Genomic DNA, 20,079 nt, shown 5'->3' with positions numbered 1-20,079 from the left:
GGAATTCATGTTTCCCAAAAGGAAACATACTTCTTATTCTACCCTGTTTTGGAACGTGGATCGCCTGCGCTTATCAAAGGTAAACTCTTAAATACACTTGCATGTAAAATTATAAACATTACCTTTCCGTCAGGAATTTTAGAGAAAATACGGTGTGATGATATGGAATTGAAATCGACCTCATTCGGGAAACATCTGGCGCAGCATCCGTACAACCGGGTGCGTCTGCTTAATGCGGGCGTTGAAGTCAGTGGCGATAAACATCACTACCTGATCCCTTTTAATCAGCTCATCCAGATCCGCTGTAAGCGCGGCATTGTCTGGGGTGAGCTGGAATTTGAATTGCCGGAACAGAAAGTCGTCCGTCTTCATGGTACCGAATGGCAGGAAACTCAGCGGTTTTATCAGTACCTCCTTAATATCTGGCAGACCTGGAGTCAGGAAATGAGTGGGGTCAGCGCGGGGGTATTGCACGGACAAATCGAAAAAATTACGCAGATTGAGCAGCAGGATAAATGGTTCAAACGGGCTGATTTAGCCGATGTACAAAAAGATATTCAGGAAGCCTTTTCTGCGGTTCCGGTGCCCGTCGAACGCCTTAATGATTTTGACAATTGCCGTGATGATTACCAGACCTGCCTGCGCTGGCTGGAGCAGGGGAGGCGCAGTGTCACACAACGTAATCTGGCCTGGACCGAACGGGTCATTGCGGATAATCGCGATTTTTTCGATACCGTTGAGGTTTCGCCGCTTAACGAAAGTCAGTGTCGCGCCGTGGTCAATGGTGAGGACTCAGTTCTGGTGCTGGCCGGTGCCGGTAGCGGTAAAACATCCGTGCTGGTGGCGCGTGCTGGCTGGTTGTTGCGTCGTCAGGAAGCACTTCCCGAGCAAATTCTTCTGCTGGCTTTCGGGCGTCAGGCTGCGGATGAAATGAATACCCGTATTAAAGAACGGCTGCACACTGACGGGATTAAAGCCAAAACCTTCCATGCGCTGGCGTTACAAATTATTCAGGAAGGGAGCAAAAAAGCGCCGAAGATAAGCAAACTCGAAACGGATGCTAAAGCGCGTCGCTCGCTGCTGATCAAAACCTGGCAGCAACAGTGTGCGGAGAAAAAAATCCAGGCCAGCGGCTGGCGGCAGTGGATGACCGACGAGCTGGAATGGACGGTTCCTGACGGTGATTACTGGAAAAATAAATCCCTGGCAGAACGTCTCGGAAGCCGTCTCGAACGCTGGCTCAGCCTGATGCGTATGCACGGCGGCAGTCAGGCAGAAATGATTGAAAGTGCGCCGGAAGAAGTCAGAGACCTGTTCACGAAACGCATTCGCCTGATGGCGCCGCTGATGAAAGCCTGGAAAACCGCGCTCAAAGATGAGGGCGCGGTAGATTTCTCTGGGCTCATCCATCAGGCGGTGAATATTCTGGAAAAAGGCCGCTTTGTCAGCCCGTGGAAGCATATTCTGGTGGATGAATTTCAGGATATTTCGCCACAGCGCGCATTGCTGCTTTCTGCATTACGTAAGCTCAACAAACACACCAGTTTATTTGCGGTCGGGGATGACTGGCAGGCGATTTACCGTTTCAGTGGCGCCGAGCTTTCGCTTACCACCGCCTTTGCCACAAACTTTGGCGAAGGCGCGCAATGTGCGCTGGATACCACGTACCGGTTCAACGATCGTATCGGCGAGATTGCTAATAAGTTCGTCCAGCAAAACCCTCATCAGCTGAAAAAACCGCTGAACAGTCTGACCAAAGGTAACAAGAAGAATGTCGTGATCCTGCCTGAGGACCAGATGGAAAAATTGCTGGATAAGCTCAGCGGATACGTCACGGCCGACGAGCGGATTTTGGTGCTGTCGCGCTATCACCATCTGCGTCCACAAATTCTCGAGAAGGCGGCAACGCGCTGGCCAAAACTCAATCTGGAATTTATGACCATTCACGCCAGCAAAGGGCAACAGGCAGAATATGTGATTATTGTCGGGCTGCATGAAGGGAACGACGGTTTCCCGGCGGCGGCGCGCGAATCCCTTCTGGAAGAAGTCCTGCTTCCGAAACCTGAAGACTTTATGGATGCTGAAGAGCGGCGTTTATTGTATGTGGCCATGACGCGGGCGAAGCATCAGGTCTGGCTGATGCAGGATAAACAGCGTCCGTCGGTATTTGTAGAACAGCTGGAAGATATCGGCGTTCCGGTGCAGCGTAAACCCTGAAATGACAGACCCGGCAATCGCCGGGTTTTCTTTTTAGCTTTGATGACTTTTATCAGTGCGAGCTTTCACATCACTCTTTCAGGCGCGACCATAAATAGCGTTGATAGTCGGGAATCACAATATCGACTTCAGACTGGAATAACGGGGAATTGATGAGGAAATCCGCGGTCGCCACATTGGTCGCTACCGGAATATTCCACACAGTTGCGAGACGCAGCAGGGCTTTCACATCGGGATCATGCGGAACCGCATTCAGCGGATCCCACAGAAAAATCAGCAAATCGATTTTGCCTTCGGCAATCATCGCGCCAACCTGCTGATCGCCACCCATCGGGCCGCTCAGCATACTTTTTACATTGATGCCGGTATTACGCTGCACCAGATTACCGGTAGTGCCGGTGGCGTAGAGAACATGTTTGGAAAGTTCGGCGACGTTTTTGTCCACCCATTTCATCAGGGTGTTTTTACAGTGGTCATGCGCGACCAGAGCAATGTGTTTTTGTTTTGCGATCGTACGGGTCGTGTATTCCATCAAATTCCCTTCAACGCGAAAGTAAGAGTGGATCACAGAATACTGAAAGTCCGTTTTACTGCAAAGGGCGGGGGCGATAATTCAGTGTTTACAGAAAGATTGCGTGATACAGGTTAAGTTACGATGTCCGTTCCTGTTCACCTGGCAGCTTAAACCAGAGCAGAAATTGTTCGAAGCTGGCGTTGGCAGCCAGTCGTGTCCATAGCGGATGGAGATAAGTGATTGAAATTTTCGACGGTGTTTCCTGAGCCAGCGCCGTTTTTTTATCCGTGAATCCTTTCGCAAACAAAGGAACAGCTGCACGTGCGCCGGACAAATTGTAGGTAATCATCAATTTTTCAGCGTCCGCAGTGTGGCCGGGATTAAACATATTCAGCACATCACGCTGGGTCGGTATTTGCCGACCCTGATCATCAACCAGCTGATAATTCATCTGCTTGTTAAATTGCGCCGCCTCAGTTTCGTTGCTCAGTTTTGGCAAAACGAAAGAAACGGAACGACTGCTTTTGGCGTTGAACGTCACAATAAGCGCAGGGGAGTGATACATCGGCATCAAGCCGGCGCGAAGATTTTTGCTGACCTGAAACAGGATCTGATGCTGACCGCCGTCGAGTTCCAGACTGTCCGCACCTTTCAGAATAGCGCCAGACATTTGTTTGCCGTCGATCACCAGAACGTCAACATCCGGAGACAATTTGAGTGAGGTCGCCGAAGCTGACGCCATCAGGCTGAGACTCGCTAATGCGACCAGCGCATGACAGACTTTCATTCTTCTCTCCCCAAATACCAAATTGCTCATCGTCTATTATTCAGCAATGGCGATAATGTGTCAAAGTTTTACAAAATGTTTTTAATTAACACGGGCAGGGTGAGGCAGGTCGCCTTTTTGATCCACGGGCTGTCGGAACAGCCAGCCTGCGTTACACTTAACGAATACAGGTAAAAGGAGATAATCCCGTGCAAGATAATGATATCCGCAAGATTCTTGAAGAAGTGAAAACTATCGCCCTGGTTGGTGCCAGTGACAATCCGGGGCGTCCAAGCTATGGCGTGATGGCGTATCTGCTTTCTCAGGGCTATGTGGTGATCCCGGTCAGCCCGAAACTGGCAGGCAAGGAGTTACTGGGGCAAAAAGCCTATGGTTCACTGGCAGAAATTCCGCATCCGGTAGATATGGTGGATGTATTTCGTAATGTCGAAGCCGCGTATGGCGTGGCGCAGGAAGCGATTGCCATTAAGGCCAAAGTGCTGTGGCTTCAGTTAGACATAATCAATGAACAGGCTGCCGTGCTGGCAAAAGAGGCCGGATTAAAAGTCGTGATGGATCGTTGTCCGAAAATCGAAATTCCGCGTCTGGGGATGGAAAAGTAACCGCCATCTCTAATCAGCAAAGAAATGTAGCAATAAAAAAACCGGCCATCGAAGCCGGTTTTTAATTTTAAGAGCGTGCCGCAGGAGCAGACTTAGTTACGCAGGCGTGGCGCCATAAGCTGTCTGCGGACTGATTCAGCCAGGTCATCCAGAGACGTTTGCTCCGGATGAGAACGCGCGGCTTCGTGATCAATCTGAATCTCCGCCAGATAGGTATGAACCGGCTGGCCTTCTTCATCTTCCATCACCACGTGATACCAGGGAGCGGTGCGCATGGAATCGTCAGCGGCGACATCGTCGACACCGGGCTTTTCGAGCGAATACTCTGCATCGACATCAATCACCACACCTAAGTAACCTAACAGTCTGTGGCGAACCTGCTGGCCGATACCGAATTTACTGGCAATCATAAGTCACCTCCCAAAATAATACATTGATCTCTATATGGAGATAAAACGCGCTATTTCAAGTTATGACCGCTCATTCTGCTAAAAATTCGACGGCGTGTCGTCAGTACAGCACGCCGTGCTTAGTCTGTCAGACCCTTTTTTAGTTCATCACCAGGCAGGCGAAACCTTTCAGATACAGGCCTTCCGGATAGGCGCCGGTCACCGGATGATCGGCGGCCTGACGGAATTGCTCAACGAACTGAATTTCGCGTCCCGCATCGAGTGCGGCATCGGCCAGAATTTTCTGGAACAAATCTGTTGGCAGCAAGCCGGAACAGGAGAAGCTCAGCAGGATACCGCCCGGACGAAGCAGTTGCAGCGCCAGCATATTGATATCTTTGTAGCCACGACAGGCGCTCGCCAGCTGGTTTTTGTTCTCAACGAATTTCGGCGGATCCATCACAATCATGTCGAACTGCTGGCCTTCGGTCCGATATTTGCGCAGCAGCTGGAATACGTCTTCACGCACGAATTCAGCTTTCGACAGATCCAGCTTGTTCAGCTCCACGTTCTGACGTGCCACGTCAAGCGCTGCCTGAGAGGTATCCACGTTAGTGACTTTCGTACAGCCGCCCATCAGCGCCGATACCGCAAACGCCCCGGTGTAAGAGAAACAGTTCAGAACGTTGCGGCCTGCAGCATAGTTACGTGCGGCAAGACGGCTGTCGCGCTGATCGAGGTAGAAGCCGGTTTTGTGGCCTTCCTTGATATCCACCAGCAGGCTCATGCCGTGTTCCTGAATCGGCAGCAGGGCAGGCGGCTCATCGCCGACCACATGTCCCTGAGTCAGTTCCAGGCCTTCTTTTTTACGCACGGCGACGTCTGAGCGGTCCCAGATTGCGCATTCAGGATAGCAATGTTGCAGTGCAGCAATCAGCGGCGCACGCTGGTATTCGGCACCCGCTGACAGCAGTTGCAGCACCAGGAAATTCTGGAAGCGATCGATGGTGATGCCCGGCAGACAGTCGGATTCACCAGCAATCAGGCGGTAACCGTCCAGTCCGTCACGCTTAGCGATATAATCGCGCCAGTTTTGCGCTTGTTGCAGACGGCGGATAAAGAATTCAATGTCGATATCTTCGTCTTGCTTGAACGTCCAGACACGCGCACGGATCTGAGAAGACGGTGAATAGGCACCGCGTGCCAGCCATTTTCCCTGACTGTCTACAATATCTATAGTCTCGCCGGAATTGGCTTTGCCTTCGACACGGTGTACCGCGCCGGAAAATACCCACGGATGGCGGCGGAGAAGTGATTTTTCACGGCCTTTGGCCAGAATTAAACGTGCAGTCATAAAATTAGGTTCTGTCGGTTCGGAGACAAAAAAGAGCGACATTGTCCGGTCATGCAGGTGAAATTGCAACGAACCATACCGCTAACGGAGAGAAAATTATGGCAACAGTCAGTATAGCCGCCTATGTGTACGGCATGGTGCAGGGCGTGGGTTTTCGTTTTGCGACCCAACATCAGGCCACCGGTTTAGGTCTGACCGGTTATGCAAAAAATCTTGAGGATGGCAGCGTCGAAGTGGTGGCGTGCGGCGAACAGGAAAAGGTGGAACAGCTGCTGGCCTGGTTAAAGCAGGGCGGGCCGAAGCATGCACGGGTAGATCGTGTGCTCAGCGAGCCGACCGCACCCGGCCATTACAGCGATTTCAAAATCAAATACTGAAGTCTTTTACAGGCACTTCACCGGCTTGGGCAGACCGGCAATTTTGGTCGCCTGTTTAGCCGGGCCTTTCGGGAACAGCCGGAACAGATAGCGGCTGTTGCCTTTCTCTTCGCCATATTTCTGCGCCATCGCTTTCACCAGCATGCGTACGGCAGGCGACGTATTGAATTCGAGATAAAACTCGCGTACGAAACGCACGACTTCCCAGTGGGCGTCGGTAAGCGCGATCCCTTCTTCTTCCGCCAGCAGGGGTGCCATGCCTTCCTGCCAGTCCTGACTGTTTTTCAGGTAACCCTGAGCGTCGGTTTCAATAATCTGACCTTCAAACTGCAGCATACAACCTCAAACCCGTAAAAATGCGGCGGTCAGTTTATCAAAAACGCCGGTCAGACAAAATAAAAAGCCCCGCGCAAGGGCGGGGCTTAGAGGACCATCCGATATCATCAGTTACGCGATGACAGACCCAGGATGCTCAGCAGGCTGACAAAGATGTTGTACAGCGAGACATACAGGCTCACGGTCGCGCGAATATAGTTGGTTTCGCCGCCATGAATGATGTTGCTGGTTTCCCACAAAATCGCGCCCGCAGAGAACAAAATAAACAGGCAACTGATTGCCAGCGACAGCGCCGGAATTTGCAGGAACAGGTTAGCGATCACCGCCACCAGCAGCACAACAAAACCCGCCATCATCATGCCGGAAAGGAACGACATGTCTTTGCGCGTGGTCAGCACGTAGGCTGAACAGCAGAAGAACACCAGTGCGGTACCGCCCAGTGCCAGCATAATAATGTCACCGGCACCGACCGAAAGCAGCGAGCTCAGCAACGGGCCGAGCGTATAACCCATAAAGCCGGTCAGCGCGAAAGCGGACAAAATACCCGCCGGGCTATTTGCTGTGCGGTAAGTCAGGAACATCAGGCCATAGAAGCCAACGAGAGTCAGCAGAAAACCAGGGGACGGCAATCTCAGAACCGTACTTGCCGTCGCAGTAATTGCGGAAACGCCCAAAGTCAGCGCCAGCAGAAAATAAGTATTACGCAGCACCCGGTGCGTGCTTAGCAACGAGCCAGCGCGTGATGATGACGAAGATGCAACGATACGATCCATGCGGTTCATAATAAAATTCTCACTTAAGCCCTTCATACTTTGTGTCGCAGATGCGTTGGCTTCGCCCGGTCACCGGAATCACTTACCTGTGTAAGCTCATCGGGACTCCCTCTCTTGCCGCCTTCCTGCGACCCAAATTATTTTGGGTATCTAATTGGAGTCGGTGAAAATACAAACAGGTTGTAGTGTAAGTAGTTGCGGAGCGTCATTAAAGACGTTTTACCCTTCTTTACCTGCTCAGGGCGGGCAGGGCGCGGTTTCCTGGCTTCAAAATCGCCTAAATGATGCTTAAATCACCGCTTGCAAGCCGAATGCCTGTTTTTCAGGCAAACGAACAGAATCAGACTTTACAAGAGGATCGGCACTGTTTATAGTTCGCTTCGTTGCGGAGGGGTGGCCGAGCGGCTGAAGGCACCGGTCTTGAAAACCGGCGATGGGAAACCATTCAAGAGTTCGAATCTCTTCTCCTCCGCCATAAACAACACAAGAAAGCTGCTAAGCAATTAGCGGCTTTTTTTGTATCTGCGATTTATGCGCGACTTTATGAAGACAATTTAAATGCTCATAAAATCAACAAACTAGACTGAAAATAATGATTGCATCTTTTCCTCGGTCTTGTATACTACGCCCCGTACTGAACGACTGATGTCGCGAAGTGCTTGTTGTTTACGGAGGGGTGGCCGAGCGGCTGAAGGCACCGGTCTTGAAAACCGGCGATGGGAAACCATTCGAGAGTTCGAATCTCTCCTCCTCCGCCATAAACAACACATTAAAGCTGCTAAGCAATTAGCGGCTTTTTTTGTGTCTGAAATTCGACTCACTCCGCACTTGCTGTATTTTCTACGTCCGTTTGATCTTTCTGCCCGTACTGCCTCGGGGAACACCCCAATGTGCGTTTGAACGCCGTACTGAACGCGCTCTCTGATTCGTACCCGAGCGAAAACGCCACTGCTGATACCGGTTCTTTACCGTTCGCCAGCCGGTCTCCGGCCAGCAACATCCGCCAGCGCGTCAGGTATTCAAGCGGCGCACTGCCGACGGCCTGCTTAAATTTCTGCGAAAACACCGAACGTGACATACCCGCCCGTTCAGCCAGCGTCTGCACCGTCCAGCGGTTTGCGGGATCCTCATGCATTGCATTCAGTGCCCTGGAAAGTTGCTTATCCGCCAGCGCAGCAAACCAGCCGCTGTTTTCACCTGCCGGTGAATTATCGACGTGCATCCGCAGCGCCTGCACCAGCATCATGTGCGCCATATGCTGCGCGATCAGCAATCCGCCAGGCCGCTCATCGCGCAGTTCCTGCATCATACATTCCACTGCCCAGCGCAAACTTTGCCTGTCGGATTCTTTCGAGATATGCACCACTGGCGGCAACATTGCCAGCAGGGTTGAGGCGTTTGCGCCGCTGACTGCAAACCGGCTGCCGGTGAGAAAGAAATCTTTGCCGCCGTTGCAGGAAACAGTCCCGCCATCCTGCGCCTGCTGGAAAATCGGCCCGGCGTCGACAGGCGGAAGATTCAGATCGCTCGCCAGCCTGAACGGGCGTCCGCCCGGTAAAACAAAACAATCACCAGCTTTGAGATGGACTGCGGCGGGCACGCCATCAACCGCCAGCCAGCATTCACCCGTAATGATGGCGTTGCATTTAATTGACTGATAATGGTCAGGGAATTGCACCGACCATTCTCCACCGGCTTCAAAACCTTTGGACATATAACTGCGCGGCTTCAGCAGTGACAACACATCTGAAAGAGGATCCATCAGTGACTCCGGACGATTGCAAAGATAATACGGACATTAGCGCATAGATCGTCTTTTCTCCAGCGCCTATATTCAGTTACGAAAGCAGCAGATTGAGTCAACAACAGAGGAATTCGCAATGCGTGTATTCGTGACAGGTGCGACAGGATTTGTCGGTTCTGCGGTGGTGCAGGAATTACTGCGCGCAGGCCATCAGGTGCTCGGTTTAGCGCGTTCTGATGCTTCGGCGCAGGCGCTGACCGACGTGGGTGCCGATGTGCATCGAGGCAGTATTGAAGATCTGCACAGTCTGACGTCCGGCGCAGCGCAGGCCGACGGTGTGATCCACACCGCGTTTATTCATGACTTTTCGACGTTTCTGGAAAACTGTGAAAAAGACCGGCTGGCGATTGGTGCTTTAGGCGCAGCGTTAAAAGGCACAAAAAAACCACTGATCGTGACCTCCGGCACAGCGCTGGTGAATACCGGACGGCTGGCGACAGAAAATGATTTACCCGATCCGCAGGGACAAAATCCGCGCGTGGCGTCTGATCTTGCCGTTGCTAAGCTGGCAGAGGAGGGCGTGCGGGTTTCACTGGTGCGTCTGCCGCCCTCGGTGCATGGTGCGGGTGATCACGGATTTGTGCCGCTGATTATTGCGACGGCCCGCGAAAAAGGCGAATCCGCATATCCGGGCGATGGCAAAAATCTCTGGCCCGCGGTGAACCGTTTTGATGCCGCGAAGGTATTTGTGCTGGCGCTGGAGAAAGGCGCGGAAAATGCGATATATCATGCGAACTCAGAGGAAGGCGTACCATTTCGCGACATTGCCACGCTGATTGGTAAGCACCTGAATCTGCCAGTGGTCAGTAAAAACGGGCAGGATCTGGCGGCACACTTTGGCTGGTTCACGCATTTTGCTTCGCTGAATAACCCGACGTCCAGCCAGTTCACCCGCGATATTTTGGGCTGGAAACCGGTACATCCGGATTTACTGACCGATATTGATACCGCCGGATATTTTGAATAACTCCCGTTTTCTGACACTCAAAACAGGCCATTCAGGTGGCCTGTTTTGCATTTTTTGCCGTGGTTTTAATGGTGTTAATTGCCTAAAAAACGCCCCGAATCACAAATCGTGAAGATAAAAACGTTACCCTATTGCCAGTCCGATGTTATGCGTTATGTTGATTTTTAGTTTCCCAAATGTAACTAGAGGTTAACAATAATGTCGAATAAATTACGTATCTCTCTGATTGCTGTGGCTGTAATGATGTCTTCCTCTGCAATGTCTGCATTACCTCAGGGCTATCCGGCCGACTATCAAAAAATCGTCGATGCGGCGACCAAAGAAGGCAAAGTTGTGGTGTATTCCACCACCGACACCAAAGCCGCAGGCCCGCTGATCCAGGGCTTCGAGGCGACTTATCCGGGTATCAAAGTCGAATATAACGACATGAATAGCACCGAACTGTATAACCGTTATATCAGTGAGCAGGCGGCGGGCGGCACCAGCGGCGATGTCGTCTGGAGTTCTTCCATGGATACCGCGCTGAAACTGGCGACAGACTACGCGCAGGAATATAAATCCCCTGAACAGGGTCAGTTACCAAAATGGGCGGTGTGGAAAGACAAAGCCTACGGCACGACCTATGAGCCGGTGGTGTTTATCTACAATAAGCGTCTGATCCCGGCCGGTGATGTGCCTGATTCACATGCAGCGCTGGCAAAACTGATCGCCAGCCAGACCGAAAAATTCAACAAAAAAGTCACCACGTACGATATCGAGAAATCCGGTCTCGGCTTCATGTTGTCGGTACAAGATTTCAAAGCTGATCCGAATTATTTCAAAACGCTGGCTGACGTCGCCAAAGGCGGCTTAGCGGTGCAGTCTTCCACCGGCACCATGATGGAACGCGTTTCTTCCGGCGAAAACCTGATCGGCTTCAACATCCTCGGATCGTACGCAGAAGCCCGCGCCAAAACGGATCCGTCGCTGGGGATTTCCTATCCGAAGGATTACACCCTGGTACTTTCCCGCGTGTCTTTCATCAGCCAGGAATCGAAAAACAGCAATGCTGCCAAACTGTGGCTGGACTACGTCTTGTCAGAGAAAGGGCAGAGCATTCTGGCCAATCAGGCTGACATTCCGTCCATCCGCAACGATATCGAAGGCAAAAACGACATCGACGGCATGACCAAAATGTTAGGCAATGCGCTCAAGCCAATCCCGGTCGATGAAACCCTGCTGGAATACCTGCAACAGAAAAAACGCCTGGATTACATCAAACAATGGCGTACCGCTGCTGCCAAGTAGTGGCATAACGAAGCGCGTCACTTTCTGTCGCGCTTCCTTTTTCCTGCCTGATTTCGCTCTCCTTGTTTCTAACCGAAGGGAAGTAACATGAATGCATTGCGCAGAAAGTGGCAGAGCCTGCCGCGCGGCATTGTGGTGTTGATAACGGCGCTGGTTATCTACATCCCGTTGTCGTTCATCGTGATACAAAGTTTCCTCTCCGCGCCGTTCTTTTCCCCGTCAAAAGAATGGAGCCTCGAATCTTTTGGATTCATCTTTACCGATCCGGATTTCTACAAGGCACTGAAAAGCGGTTTTATTCTGGCTTTCGGGCTGGTGGTGATCGCGATTCCGCTCGGCGGTATTCTGGCGTTCCTGATGGTGCGTACGGATTTACCGGGCAGACGCATGATTGAACCGCTGATCCTGGTGCCGATTTTCGTCTCGCCGATGGTATTAGGTTTCGGCTACGTGGTGGCTGCCGGTCCGGTCGGGTTCTTCTCGCTGTGGGCGCAGGCTATTCTTGGGTTCGTCCCGTGGAACATTTACGACATGTCGAGCATCGTGGTGATCGCCGGTCTGACGCACGTTCCGCACGCGTACCTGTATATCTCATCGGCGCTGCGCAGCGTCGGGTCGGATGTTGAAGAAGCCGCGCGAACCGCCGGTGCTTCGCCGTTGCAGGTGATGACTGCGGTCAGTCTGCCGATGGTGCGCCCGTCGATTCTGTACGCCACCGTGTTGCTGTTCTTCCTCGGGCTGGAAGTGTTCGGTCTGATGCTGGTGCTCGGCGATCCGGAAGGCAACATGGTGCTGGCGACCTATCTTTATCAGCTGACCAACAAACTCGGCACGCCGTCTTATCATCTGATGGCTGCCGTCGCCGTGGTGCTGATTTGTATCACTATTCCGCTGGTCATGTTGCAGCGCCGCCTGATGCGTACCGCCAACCGTTTCGTCACGGTCAAAGGTAAAGCGTCGCAGGCGCGTGCCTTGCCGCTCGGCAAATGGCGCTGGGTGGCCGGTGCCGTAGTGGCGTTCTGGCTGACTGTCACTATCGGTGTTCCGCTGATTGGCGTGATGCTGCGGGCGTTTATTTCCAACTGGGGCGTCGGTGTCTCTATCTGGGACGAACTGTCGCTCAATACTTTCCGCACCATCTGGGAACAGCCGAACCTGCTGCGCGCGATCGTCAACTCCATGGCCATTGGTGTTATCGGCGGCGCGCTGGCGGTGGCCTGTTATCTGTTTATCGGCATTGCGATGCACCGTAAGCCGGATGGCGTCACCCGTTTCCTCGATTACAGCGTGCTGGTGCCGCGTGCGGTGCCGGGGCTGCTGGCCGGTCTGGCCTTTCTGTGGGTGTTCCTGTTCCTGCCGATGTGGCTGGATAACGCGCTCAAATCAGGCTGGCTTTCGGGTATGCCATGGTCACAGTGGCTGCGCGATAACCTGGTGGTCTGGCTGCGATCGCTGCGCAGCACGATTTTTAGCGTCTGGCTGGCGTATACCGTGGTGTGGATGGCGTATGGGCTGCGGCTGATTTCCTCGACGCTGTTGCAGGTCGGGCCGGAACTGGAAGAAGCGGCGCGCAGTACCGGTGCAACCCGCGGGCAGATCACCCGTCACGTCACCATTCCGCTGTCGCGTTACGGTCTGATTGGCTCGTGGCTGCTGATGTTCCTGATTTTCGAGCGCGAATATTCCACCGGTGTGTATCTGCTTTCGCCGGGTACGGAAACCATCGGCTCGATGCTGGTTTCCCTGTGGGCGGCGGGTGCCATTGATATCGTGGCCGCGCTCTCCTTTATTAACATCCTGCTGGTGGTGTTAGGTCTGGGTATTGCCCTTCGTTTTGGAGTCAAATTACATGATTGAATTATCGGTCGACAATCTGCACTTAACCTACGGCGACAATCCGGTGTTAAAAGGTGTTTCGATGGATCTGAAACGTGGCGAAGTGGTGTCACTGCTCGGGCCTTCCGGCAGCGGAAAAACCACTTTATTGCGTGCGGTCGCAGGACTGGAAAAACCGGTCAAAGGCACCATCGTTATCGGCAAAAATAAGGTTTACGACGGCACACCGCGCAGCGAAATTCCGGCCGAAGAGCGCAACCTCGGGCTGGTGTTCCAGTCTTACGCCCTGTGGCCGCACAAAACAGTATTCGAGAACGTGGCATATCCGCTGAAACTGCGCAAAGTTTCTGCCGGCGAAATCACCCGGCGTGTGCAGGATGTTCTCAACCAGCTCGGCCTCGGACATCTGGGCAAACGCCATCCGCATCAGCTTTCCGGTGGTCAGCAACAGCGCGTGGCGATTGGCCGTGCGCTGGTGTACAACCCGCCGGTAATTTTGCTTGATGAGCCGCTGTCGAACCTCGACGCCAAATTGCGTGAAGAAGCGCGCGTGTTCCTGCGCGAACTGATCATCAAACTGGGGCTGTCGGCGCTGATGGTGACGCACGACCAGAACGAAGCGATGGCGATTTCAGACCGCATTCTGCTGCTCAATAACGGCAAAATCGAACAACAGGGCACGCCGCAGGAAATGTACGGCTCGCCGAAAACGCTGTTTACCGCAGAGTTTATGGGCAGCAACAACCGTCTGCACGGCAAAGTCACCGAAGTACGCGACGGCAAAGCGCGCATCGAAGGCAGCGGCTGGGTGCTGTGGGGACAGGCGGGCGAGGGCGTGCAGGCCGGGCAGGAGGGCACGGCAGTGATCCGCGTTGAACGCGTGGTGCTGGCTGAAGGGCCGGGCGAGAATCAGCTGGAATTACCGTTGCTGACCAGCATGTATCTCGGTGACCGCTGGGAATATCTGTTCCGTACGGCGGGCGATGATTTTGTCATTCGTGCGTATGGCACCGATGTGCGAGATCCGCAGCACTGCCACCTGAAGCTACCCGAACAGCATGTCTGGATCTTTCCCAAATAATACCCGTCATACTTAAAGCTGCAGGTGCGTTGGCTACGCTCAGGGACCCGAATCACTTACTTATGTAAGCTCATCGGGATCCCATCGCTTGCCGCCTTCCTGCAGCTTCAATTATTTAGGGTATTACCGGAAGTCGGACAATTTATTGAAATATTTCTGTCATTTCCCGCGCGTAAAATTCTGCTTCCTGTTTAAATAATGCAGAATAATCATGATTTTAACCACTCGTTCGCTTACTGGTAAGATGCCATTCAACAGATTGTTTCGATCTGCTTTCTTCAGACGTCCACGGGGAATACTTTTTGGGGTAATTTGTGTTATCGCCCTGTTTTCTGCTTTACAGATTTTCTCCACTGTCGTGCTCACCAAAATCCTTCAGGATGCGCGAAACAACGTGATCGCTACTGAAAGTCTGCGTCAGCAACAAGCCGTGATGGATAAAGCCCGCATGGAATTGCTGATGGCCAGTGACAAACTCAACCGTGCTGGCATTTATTACATGCAGGATAAAGAAACCGGCTCGGTCGGCAGCTGGAACAGCCTGATGGAAGAATCGCTCGGCTCACTGACCGCATCGCAGAAAGCCTTCACGCAGTTTCAGGAGATGACCAAAGACGGCAATCAGGCCGCGACGGAGCTGAAAGCCAGCTACCAGATGTTTTATGACGGTCTGCGCGAACAGGCTGGCGGCCTGCAAAAGAACAACAATATCGATTCCTTCTTTGAAGTGCCGATTCAGGCGTTTCAGGATGACTTCAGCCAGAAATATTATGCTTATCTGGACGTTAACGAGCACACGGCGGTGTCGCTCAGCGACAGATTGCTGAATGCGTTGTCACAGGCGAAAACCCTGTTTATGGGCGCGCTGGTGATTCTGGCGGTGATCGCGGTGCTGGTCTGGCGCGGTGTGTCTGCGTGGATTATCCGTCCGCTGCAACGCATGATCGGGCACATCAGCGTGCTGGCTGCCGGGGATTTATCGCGGGATGTCGAAGACGATAATGCGCGGGTGATCGAAGTCCGTGAGCTGGGCGTCAGCCTGCGCAATATGCAGCGCGGCCTGCAAAAACTGGTTAGCGAAGTCCGTGACGCCTCAGCGCATATCATGCTGAACATTGATCAGATGGCAAAAGGAAACGAGGAATTGTCGGCGCAGGCGGCGATTCAAAGCGAGGAACTGCGAGCTGCCACCGAACACATCACTCACCTCAATGAGCGCGTGAAAGAAAATGCCGCCCATGCCCGGCAGGCCACCCGACAGGCCGAACAGGCGAAAGACGTAGCGACCCGCGGCGGCGAAGTGATGGGGCAGGTGGACACGGCGATGAAGGAGATTGTCAGCCAGTCCTCGGAAATGAGCAGTATTGTTTCTATGATTGACAGCGTGGCGTTCCAGACCAATATTCTGGCGCTGAATGCGGCGATTGAAGCGGCGCACGCCGGTCAGCACGGACGCGGCTTTGCGGTGGTGGCGAAAGAAATCGGCCTGCTAGCGCAAAAGAGCAGCCACTCAACGCGGGGTATCCATCAGCTGATTGATGATTCCGTGCAGCAGATTGGCCGTGGTTCGGCATCTGTGACGGTGCTCAGTCAGAGCCTGGAGGAAATTATCCATATCTTCAACGGCCTGAGTGCGCTGGTCAGTGAGATTTCAGAGGCGACGTTGTATCAGGGGCAAAGTGTTCACGATGTCTCCGAACGCATCACCGCACTTAATCATGTGACGCTGCAAAACGGCAAACTGGCCGATTATGCGGCGGCGTCTTCCCAGCAGTTACTGGATCAGTCGCAGCGTCTGGAAAAGGCCGTCGCGCGGTTTGCCCTGACGGCGGCCTGAGGCTTGACAGACACGCTGCCGCCAGACAAATTGTGACATCACATCAGTCACCTGGAAGATTTTGAATGGTCATCAACGGGCTGGAGATTTGTTCGCTGGCAGAAAATACGGAGCATATTCCCGCGATTTCGCAACTGCTTAACGAAGAATGGTCGTCGTTCGATCACTGGGCGGAACCGGCGCGGATCAGTCAGCGGTTACAGGCGCGTATCAGCGCCGGTCACCATGAGTTCACCCTGGTGGCGCTGGCGGATAAACAAGGGATTGCGGGCACCGCCAGTGTGATCCGTTATGAACTGGCCGATCGTGCGGAACGGGAATATTGGCTGGGCGAAGTCTTTACCTGTGCGCCTGTGCGCGGAAAAGGCATCGGCAGCGCGCTGGTGCGAGCCTGTGTGGAAAAAGCCCGCGCCGCAGGCATTGAGGCACTGTGGCTGTATACGCCGGATCAGCAGGCATTGTATGCCCGTCTGGGCTGGCAGGAAGCCGAACAACGCGAGCAGGCGGGGGAACAGGTCACGGTGATGATGCTGCCGCTGTGACCGTTCTTACTCTTTATGCCACACCAGCATGCTGCCTTCAGTGTGTCCGGTCACCGGATCCGTGGCGGGCAGCGGCACGGCATTGACCGCTCTGGTGCGTGCTGCCAGTTGTGGCAGTTCGTCATGACAAAGGTCAGCTTTCATATCCGGCGGATACGCGCCGACCAGCATGAAATCTTCATCGGCTGAAATTTGTTTATGGCCGATCCCGGCCGGAAGCAACAACACATCCCCGACGTTTACCTCAATAATTTTTCCGTGCTCGCCGCCGAGTTGCAGCTTTGCGCTACCGGCATAAACGCCCAGCACTTCATGAGTGTTGGAGTGAAAATGCGTAAAGGTATACACCGGATAACGCCACTGCGGCGGCCAGCCGTTGGTGCGGAAAAGGTGTTCGAGGTATTCCGCATTATCAGCGGTATCGGGGGGAATGACGCGGTGATAAATCAGCACCGGCAATGCGTTATTCGGCACACCGCCGTCGGGTTTATTAATCAGCAGTGTATCCATAGCAACCTCTCGGGCAGTCGCGAAGGCCATACGTGGCATCGGTATCAGGGCGAGCACGCCCAGCAAAGTAACAAACCGGCGTCGATCCAACAGCATCAGGCAGGGCTCCTTATCGCGCAATCAATGGCTTACCTCATTCATGTATAGAACAAAAGAACCTGAAAATCCTCTTTTTGGAAACATAAAAAGATTTGAGAGAAAAGGGTTGCGGGAGGGAGACGGTTATCAGAAAAAACTTAAAATCTGTAGCAATCAACATATAAAAGTCATATTGGCTGGCGAAATCCTTTATGTCCTCTATGCTTAACAATACAAAAAGTACTCAGGAGGAGAAGTTTATGAATAAGAAAATGTTACTTGTGGTTGCTACAGCTGTTTCTGTATTGGCAGGGTGTCAGACTTACGATCGCGCAGCAAGCTACGTTAAAGAGCCTGTCGTCAGCGACGTTAAAGTCGGTATGACCAAATCTCAGGTTCGTGCAATTGCAGGGCCACCATCGACTGAAGCCACGCTTATCCATGCTAAAGGGACTTGCCAGACTTATGCGGTTGCTCCGCGTGATGGTAAAGCTCAGACCTACTTCGTTAGCTATAACGACACCGGTCATGTCATGAATAAGGGTTATCAGTCCTGTTCAGACTACGATAAAGACCCGCAGGCTGGTCAGTAATTCAATTAACGCCTTCCCCTCGTGAGAGGGGAAGGCGTTAAATCATCAAGCCTTCTGCGTCACAATCCTCACGCCGACTTTGCTCACCTGATTCCCGTCCATTTCTGCGATCGTCCACGTCAGCCCGTCCCATTCGATATGGTCACCGATAACCGGTTCACCACCGAGCAGCCTGATCACAAAATGTCCCAGCGTTTGCGACTGATCCACCGTCTCTTCCAGATTCAGACCATAAAGCTGTGAAATCGCATCCAGCGGCGCATCTGCCTGCAGGATAAAGTCACCGAAGAAGCGGTCATCGAGCACCACTTTATTGCTGTCGCTGAACAGTTTACCCAGTTCCGGCAGATCCTTTTCCTGGCCGATCACACACAGAATATCGCCTTCTTTGAGCCGCGTACTGCCGGTCGGATGCAGCATTTCTTTGCCACGGAATAATGCCGCAATCCGCGTCGCCTTGGGCATTTGCAGGTCACGCAACGCCGCCCCGACGCACCATTTGTCGGAGCCCAGCTGATAGATAAATTGCTCCCAGTCGTTATACACGTCGATATCCAGCCCGACGCGGGAAACCGGCGTCGGCTGCGGTGGCACCAGTACTTTGGCTTTCTTCGCCGCAAAGCCCAGCGACGTACCCTGAAGCAGCAGGGAAACCAGCACGATAAAGAACGCGACGTTGAAATACAGCGTGGCGTTAGGCAGTCCGGCCATCATCGGGAACACCGCCAGAATGATAGGCACCGCGCCACGCAGGCCGACCCACGAAATAAAGACGCGTTCGCGCAGGGTAAAGTTTTTGAACGGGATCAGGCTGACAAACACCGACAGCGGACGCGCCAGCAGGATCATCCACAACGAGAGCGCCAGCGCCGCGATAGCAATCGGCAGCAGATCGCTCGGCGTCAGCAGCAGACCGAGCACCAGGAACATGCCAATCTGGCTGAGCCACGCCAGTCCGTCGAAGGTCTGCAAAATGCCGTGACGGTTGCGGATCGGCATATTGCCGAGCATCAGGCCGCACAGATACACCGCCAGAATGCCGCTGCCTTCCAGCGCCATGGTGGCGGCGTAAACCAGCAAGCCGCCGCTGAATGCCAGTAACGGATACAGCCCGGCCGCCAGCGTGATCTTATTAATCAGCTTGTGCAGCAACCAGCCACCGCCGACACCAAACACAATGCCGAGGCCGAACTGGCGCACCACATCCACCACAAACATCAGACTCAGGCCGTGTTGGCCCTTGGAAATCATGTCGATCAGGGTGATGGTCAGGAATACCGCCATCGGGTCGTTGCTGCCGGATTCAATTTCCAGCGTGGCGCTGACACGTTCGTTCAGGCCTTTACCGCCGATCAGTGAGAACACCGCCGCCGCATCGGTTGAGCCGATAATCGCGCCAATCAGCAAACCCTGCATCAGGTTGATATTGAACAGCCACGCGGCAGCCAGCCCGGTCAGACCGGCTGTAATCAGGACACCGACGGTCGCCAGCGACAGTGCGGGCCACAGCGCAACGCGAAAGGAAGAGGCGCGGGTACGCATCCCGCCGTCGAGCAAAATGACGGCCAGCGCCAGGTTACTGACCAGATAGGCGGCGGGGTAATTATCAAACGCAATGCCGCCAATTCCGTCTACGCCCGCCAGCATACCGATGGCGAGGAAAATGACCAAAATAGGGATGCCAAGCTTAGAAGAGAACGAACTGAGCAAAATGCTCGCTGCGACTAACAGGGCGCCAATAAAGAAAAGAGTATTAATCGTGCTGGCGTCCAAGAGCGTTCTCCTTGTAAGGCATGAGTGGTGCGGGGGCGTGCGGTGTCGTCATCAGTGACAATCCCCCTAATTTATCAGGAAAATGAGCGCGTTGCTGGGCTCATTTAAGATTTTTATTAGTTGCAGTTAAGAATAAAAAACTATGCTTAAAGATGAGCTATATCTATGCGCAGTTCATAAAAAAGGAAACCACAGTGAGTGAATATACCGGTGTACACCGCGAGGTGATGAAAGACGGGGCGATCAAACATGTGCTGATCCGCGATGCGGCGGGCAATGAGCAGTCGATAGCCGCAAAAGATTACATTTCGCAGGGGATCGAGCCAGATCTGAATGAGTTGCCCGAAGTGGGCACTGACAGTGACTTTCCGGTCGCGGGCAAAGGCTGAATATTCGCTGTTCCCCGCAGGTAATCTGCGGGG

20 protein-coding genes and 2 tRNA genes are annotated in these 20,079 nt (G+C 53.3%); 13 read left to right on the top strand and 9 right to left on the bottom strand.

The genetic code is table 11. The features are described from left to right. Positions 1 to 162 precede the first annotated feature (162 nt). Entirely contained in the window at positions 163 to 2,217 is a 2,055-nt protein-coding gene (gene helD, locus ACJY2G_RS09280; protein ID WP_430319180.1) for a DNA helicase IV, read from the top strand. 70 nt (positions 2,218 to 2,287) lie between these two features. Here helD and mgsA read toward each other — a convergent pair whose 3' ends face one another. Both mgsA and ACJY2G_RS09270 read right to left on the bottom strand, forming a co-directional pair. Then, the gene (gene mgsA / locus ACJY2G_RS09275; RefSeq protein ID WP_112287389.1) at positions 2,288 to 2,749 is read right to left on the bottom strand and encodes a methylglyoxal synthase; all 462 of its coding nucleotides are present in this window, start codon (positions 2,747 to 2,749) and stop codon (positions 2,288 to 2,290) included. 118 nt (positions 2,750 to 2,867) lie between these two features. Further along, positions 2,868 to 3,518, bottom strand: coding sequence for a YccT family protein (locus ACJY2G_RS09270; protein WP_430319179.1), 651 nt, complete (start codon positions 3,516 to 3,518; stop codon positions 2,868 to 2,870). A gap of 188 nt (positions 3,519 to 3,706) precedes the next feature. On the opposite strand from ACJY2G_RS09270, the gene ACJY2G_RS09265 reads away from it, so the two are divergent. Next, positions 3,707 to 4,120 carry a CoA-binding protein gene (locus tag ACJY2G_RS09265; RefSeq protein ID WP_430319178.1) on the top strand — a complete coding sequence of 138 codons (414 nt, stop codon included), beginning with the start codon at positions 3,707 to 3,709 and terminating at the stop codon, positions 4,118 to 4,120. 92 nt (positions 4,121 to 4,212) lie between these two features. Here the strand turns inward: ACJY2G_RS09265 and hspQ are convergent, their stop codons facing one another. Beyond that, positions 4,213 to 4,530 carry a heat shock protein HspQ gene (gene hspQ / locus ACJY2G_RS09260; protein ID WP_112287392.1) on the bottom strand — a complete coding sequence of 106 codons (318 nt, stop codon included), beginning with the start codon at positions 4,528 to 4,530 and terminating at the stop codon, positions 4,213 to 4,215. Between the two features lie 139 nt (positions 4,531 to 4,669). Next, positions 4,670 to 5,863 (bottom strand): 23S rRNA (cytosine(1962)-C(5))-methyltransferase RlmI, encoded by a 1,194-nt coding sequence (gene rlmI / locus ACJY2G_RS09255; RefSeq protein WP_120161280.1) that lies wholly within the window; start codon positions 5,861 to 5,863, stop codon positions 4,670 to 4,672. Between the two features lie 98 nt (positions 5,864 to 5,961). On the opposite strand from rlmI, the gene yccX reads away from it, so the two are divergent. After that, positions 5,962 to 6,240 carry an acylphosphatase gene (yccX, locus tag ACJY2G_RS09250; RefSeq protein WP_112287394.1) on the top strand — a complete coding sequence of 93 codons (279 nt, stop codon included), beginning with the start codon at positions 5,962 to 5,964 and terminating at the stop codon, positions 6,238 to 6,240. 6 nt (positions 6,241 to 6,246) lie between these two features. Here the strand turns inward: yccX and tusE are convergent, their stop codons facing one another. Together tusE and yccA are read right to left on the bottom strand one after the other, a co-directional pair. Further along, on the bottom strand, positions 6,247 to 6,576 hold the full coding sequence (gene tusE, locus ACJY2G_RS09245; RefSeq protein ID WP_120161282.1) for a sulfurtransferase TusE: 330 nt from the start codon (positions 6,574 to 6,576) through the stop codon (positions 6,247 to 6,249). Positions 6,577 to 6,683: 107 nt separating this feature from the next. Further along, on the bottom strand, positions 6,684 to 7,349 hold the full coding sequence (yccA, locus tag ACJY2G_RS09240) for an FtsH protease modulator YccA (protein ID WP_112287404.1): 666 nt from the start codon (positions 7,347 to 7,349) through the stop codon (positions 6,684 to 6,686). 387 nt (positions 7,350 to 7,736) lie between these two features. Here yccA and ACJY2G_RS09235 point away from each other — a divergent pair. Further along, positions 7,737 to 7,824, top strand: a tRNA-Ser gene (locus tag ACJY2G_RS09235). A 195-nt stretch (positions 7,825 to 8,019) separates the two neighbouring features. Next, a tRNA-Ser gene (locus tag ACJY2G_RS09230) sits at positions 8,020 to 8,107 on the top strand. Between the two features lie 59 nt (positions 8,108 to 8,166). Here the strand turns inward: ACJY2G_RS09230 and ACJY2G_RS09225 are convergent. Then, positions 8,167 to 9,111, bottom strand: coding sequence for an AraC family transcriptional regulator (locus tag ACJY2G_RS09225; protein ID WP_430319176.1), 945 nt, complete (start codon positions 9,109 to 9,111; stop codon positions 8,167 to 8,169). 118 nt (positions 9,112 to 9,229) lie between these two features. Between ACJY2G_RS09225 and ACJY2G_RS09220 the strand changes: the two genes are divergently transcribed. From ACJY2G_RS09220 to ACJY2G_RS09195, 6 genes are all read left to right on the top strand, one after another. Continuing rightward, positions 9,230 to 10,120 carry an SDR family oxidoreductase gene (locus ACJY2G_RS09220; protein ID WP_430319175.1) on the top strand — a complete coding sequence of 297 codons (891 nt, stop codon included), beginning with the start codon at positions 9,230 to 9,232 and terminating at the stop codon, positions 10,118 to 10,120. 198 nt (positions 10,121 to 10,318) lie between these two features. Next, the gene (locus ACJY2G_RS09215) at positions 10,319 to 11,407 is read left to right on the top strand and encodes an ABC transporter substrate-binding protein (RefSeq protein ID WP_112291952.1); all 1,089 of its coding nucleotides are present in this window, start codon (positions 10,319 to 10,321) and stop codon (positions 11,405 to 11,407) included. Between the two features lie 87 nt (positions 11,408 to 11,494). Continuing rightward, on the top strand, positions 11,495 to 13,264 hold the full coding sequence (locus ACJY2G_RS09210; protein ID WP_159281031.1) for an ABC transporter permease: 1,770 nt from the start codon (positions 11,495 to 11,497) through the stop codon (positions 13,262 to 13,264). Beyond that, the gene (locus ACJY2G_RS09205; RefSeq protein ID WP_112291950.1) at positions 13,257 to 14,324 is read left to right on the top strand and encodes an ABC transporter ATP-binding protein; all 1,068 of its coding nucleotides are present in this window, start codon (positions 13,257 to 13,259) and stop codon (positions 14,322 to 14,324) included. Before ACJY2G_RS09210 ends, ACJY2G_RS09205 begins: the two co-directional genes overlap by 8 nt. Positions 14,325 to 14,568: 244 nt before the next feature. Continuing rightward, entirely contained in the window at positions 14,569 to 16,161 is a 1,593-nt protein-coding gene (locus tag ACJY2G_RS09200) for a methyl-accepting chemotaxis protein (RefSeq protein ID WP_430319310.1), read from the top strand. A gap of 65 nt (positions 16,162 to 16,226) precedes the next feature. After that, positions 16,227 to 16,703, top strand: a complete 477-nt coding sequence (locus tag ACJY2G_RS09195) for a GNAT family N-acetyltransferase (RefSeq protein ID WP_430319174.1) — start codon at positions 16,227 to 16,229, stop codon at positions 16,701 to 16,703. 6 nt (positions 16,704 to 16,709) lie between these two features. On the opposite strand, the gene ACJY2G_RS09190 is transcribed toward ACJY2G_RS09195, so the two are convergent. Beyond that, a complete protein-coding gene (locus tag ACJY2G_RS09190; protein WP_430319173.1) occupies positions 16,710 to 17,309 on the bottom strand; it encodes a cupin in 600 nt (199 codons plus the stop codon). A 242-nt stretch (positions 17,310 to 17,551) separates the two neighbouring features. On the opposite strand from ACJY2G_RS09190, the gene osmE reads away from it, so the two are divergent. Continuing rightward, on the top strand, positions 17,552 to 17,884 hold the full coding sequence (osmE, locus tag ACJY2G_RS09185) for an osmotically-inducible lipoprotein OsmE (protein WP_112291944.1): 333 nt from the start codon (positions 17,552 to 17,554) through the stop codon (positions 17,882 to 17,884). Positions 17,885 to 17,929: 45 nt separating this feature from the next. On the opposite strand, the gene ACJY2G_RS09180 is transcribed toward osmE, so the two are convergent. Then, on the bottom strand, positions 17,930 to 19,657 hold the full coding sequence (locus tag ACJY2G_RS09180) for a potassium/proton antiporter (protein WP_112291941.1): 1,728 nt from the start codon (positions 19,655 to 19,657) through the stop codon (positions 17,930 to 17,932). 194 nt (positions 19,658 to 19,851) lie between these two features. Between ACJY2G_RS09180 and ACJY2G_RS09175 the strand changes: the two genes are divergently transcribed. Continuing rightward, entirely contained in the window at positions 19,852 to 20,046 is a 195-nt protein-coding gene (locus ACJY2G_RS09175) for a hypothetical protein (protein ID WP_112291939.1), read from the top strand. Positions 20,047 to 20,079: the final 33 nt, after the last annotated feature.

Source organism: Rahnella sp. ATs2, assembly GCF_051851855.1.
Taxonomy (GTDB): Bacteria; Pseudomonadota; Gammaproteobacteria; order Enterobacterales; family Enterobacteriaceae; genus Rahnella; species Rahnella variigena.
Note: the sequence above shows the minus strand (reverse complement) of the source record. Positions and strands in the feature narration are given on the sequence as shown.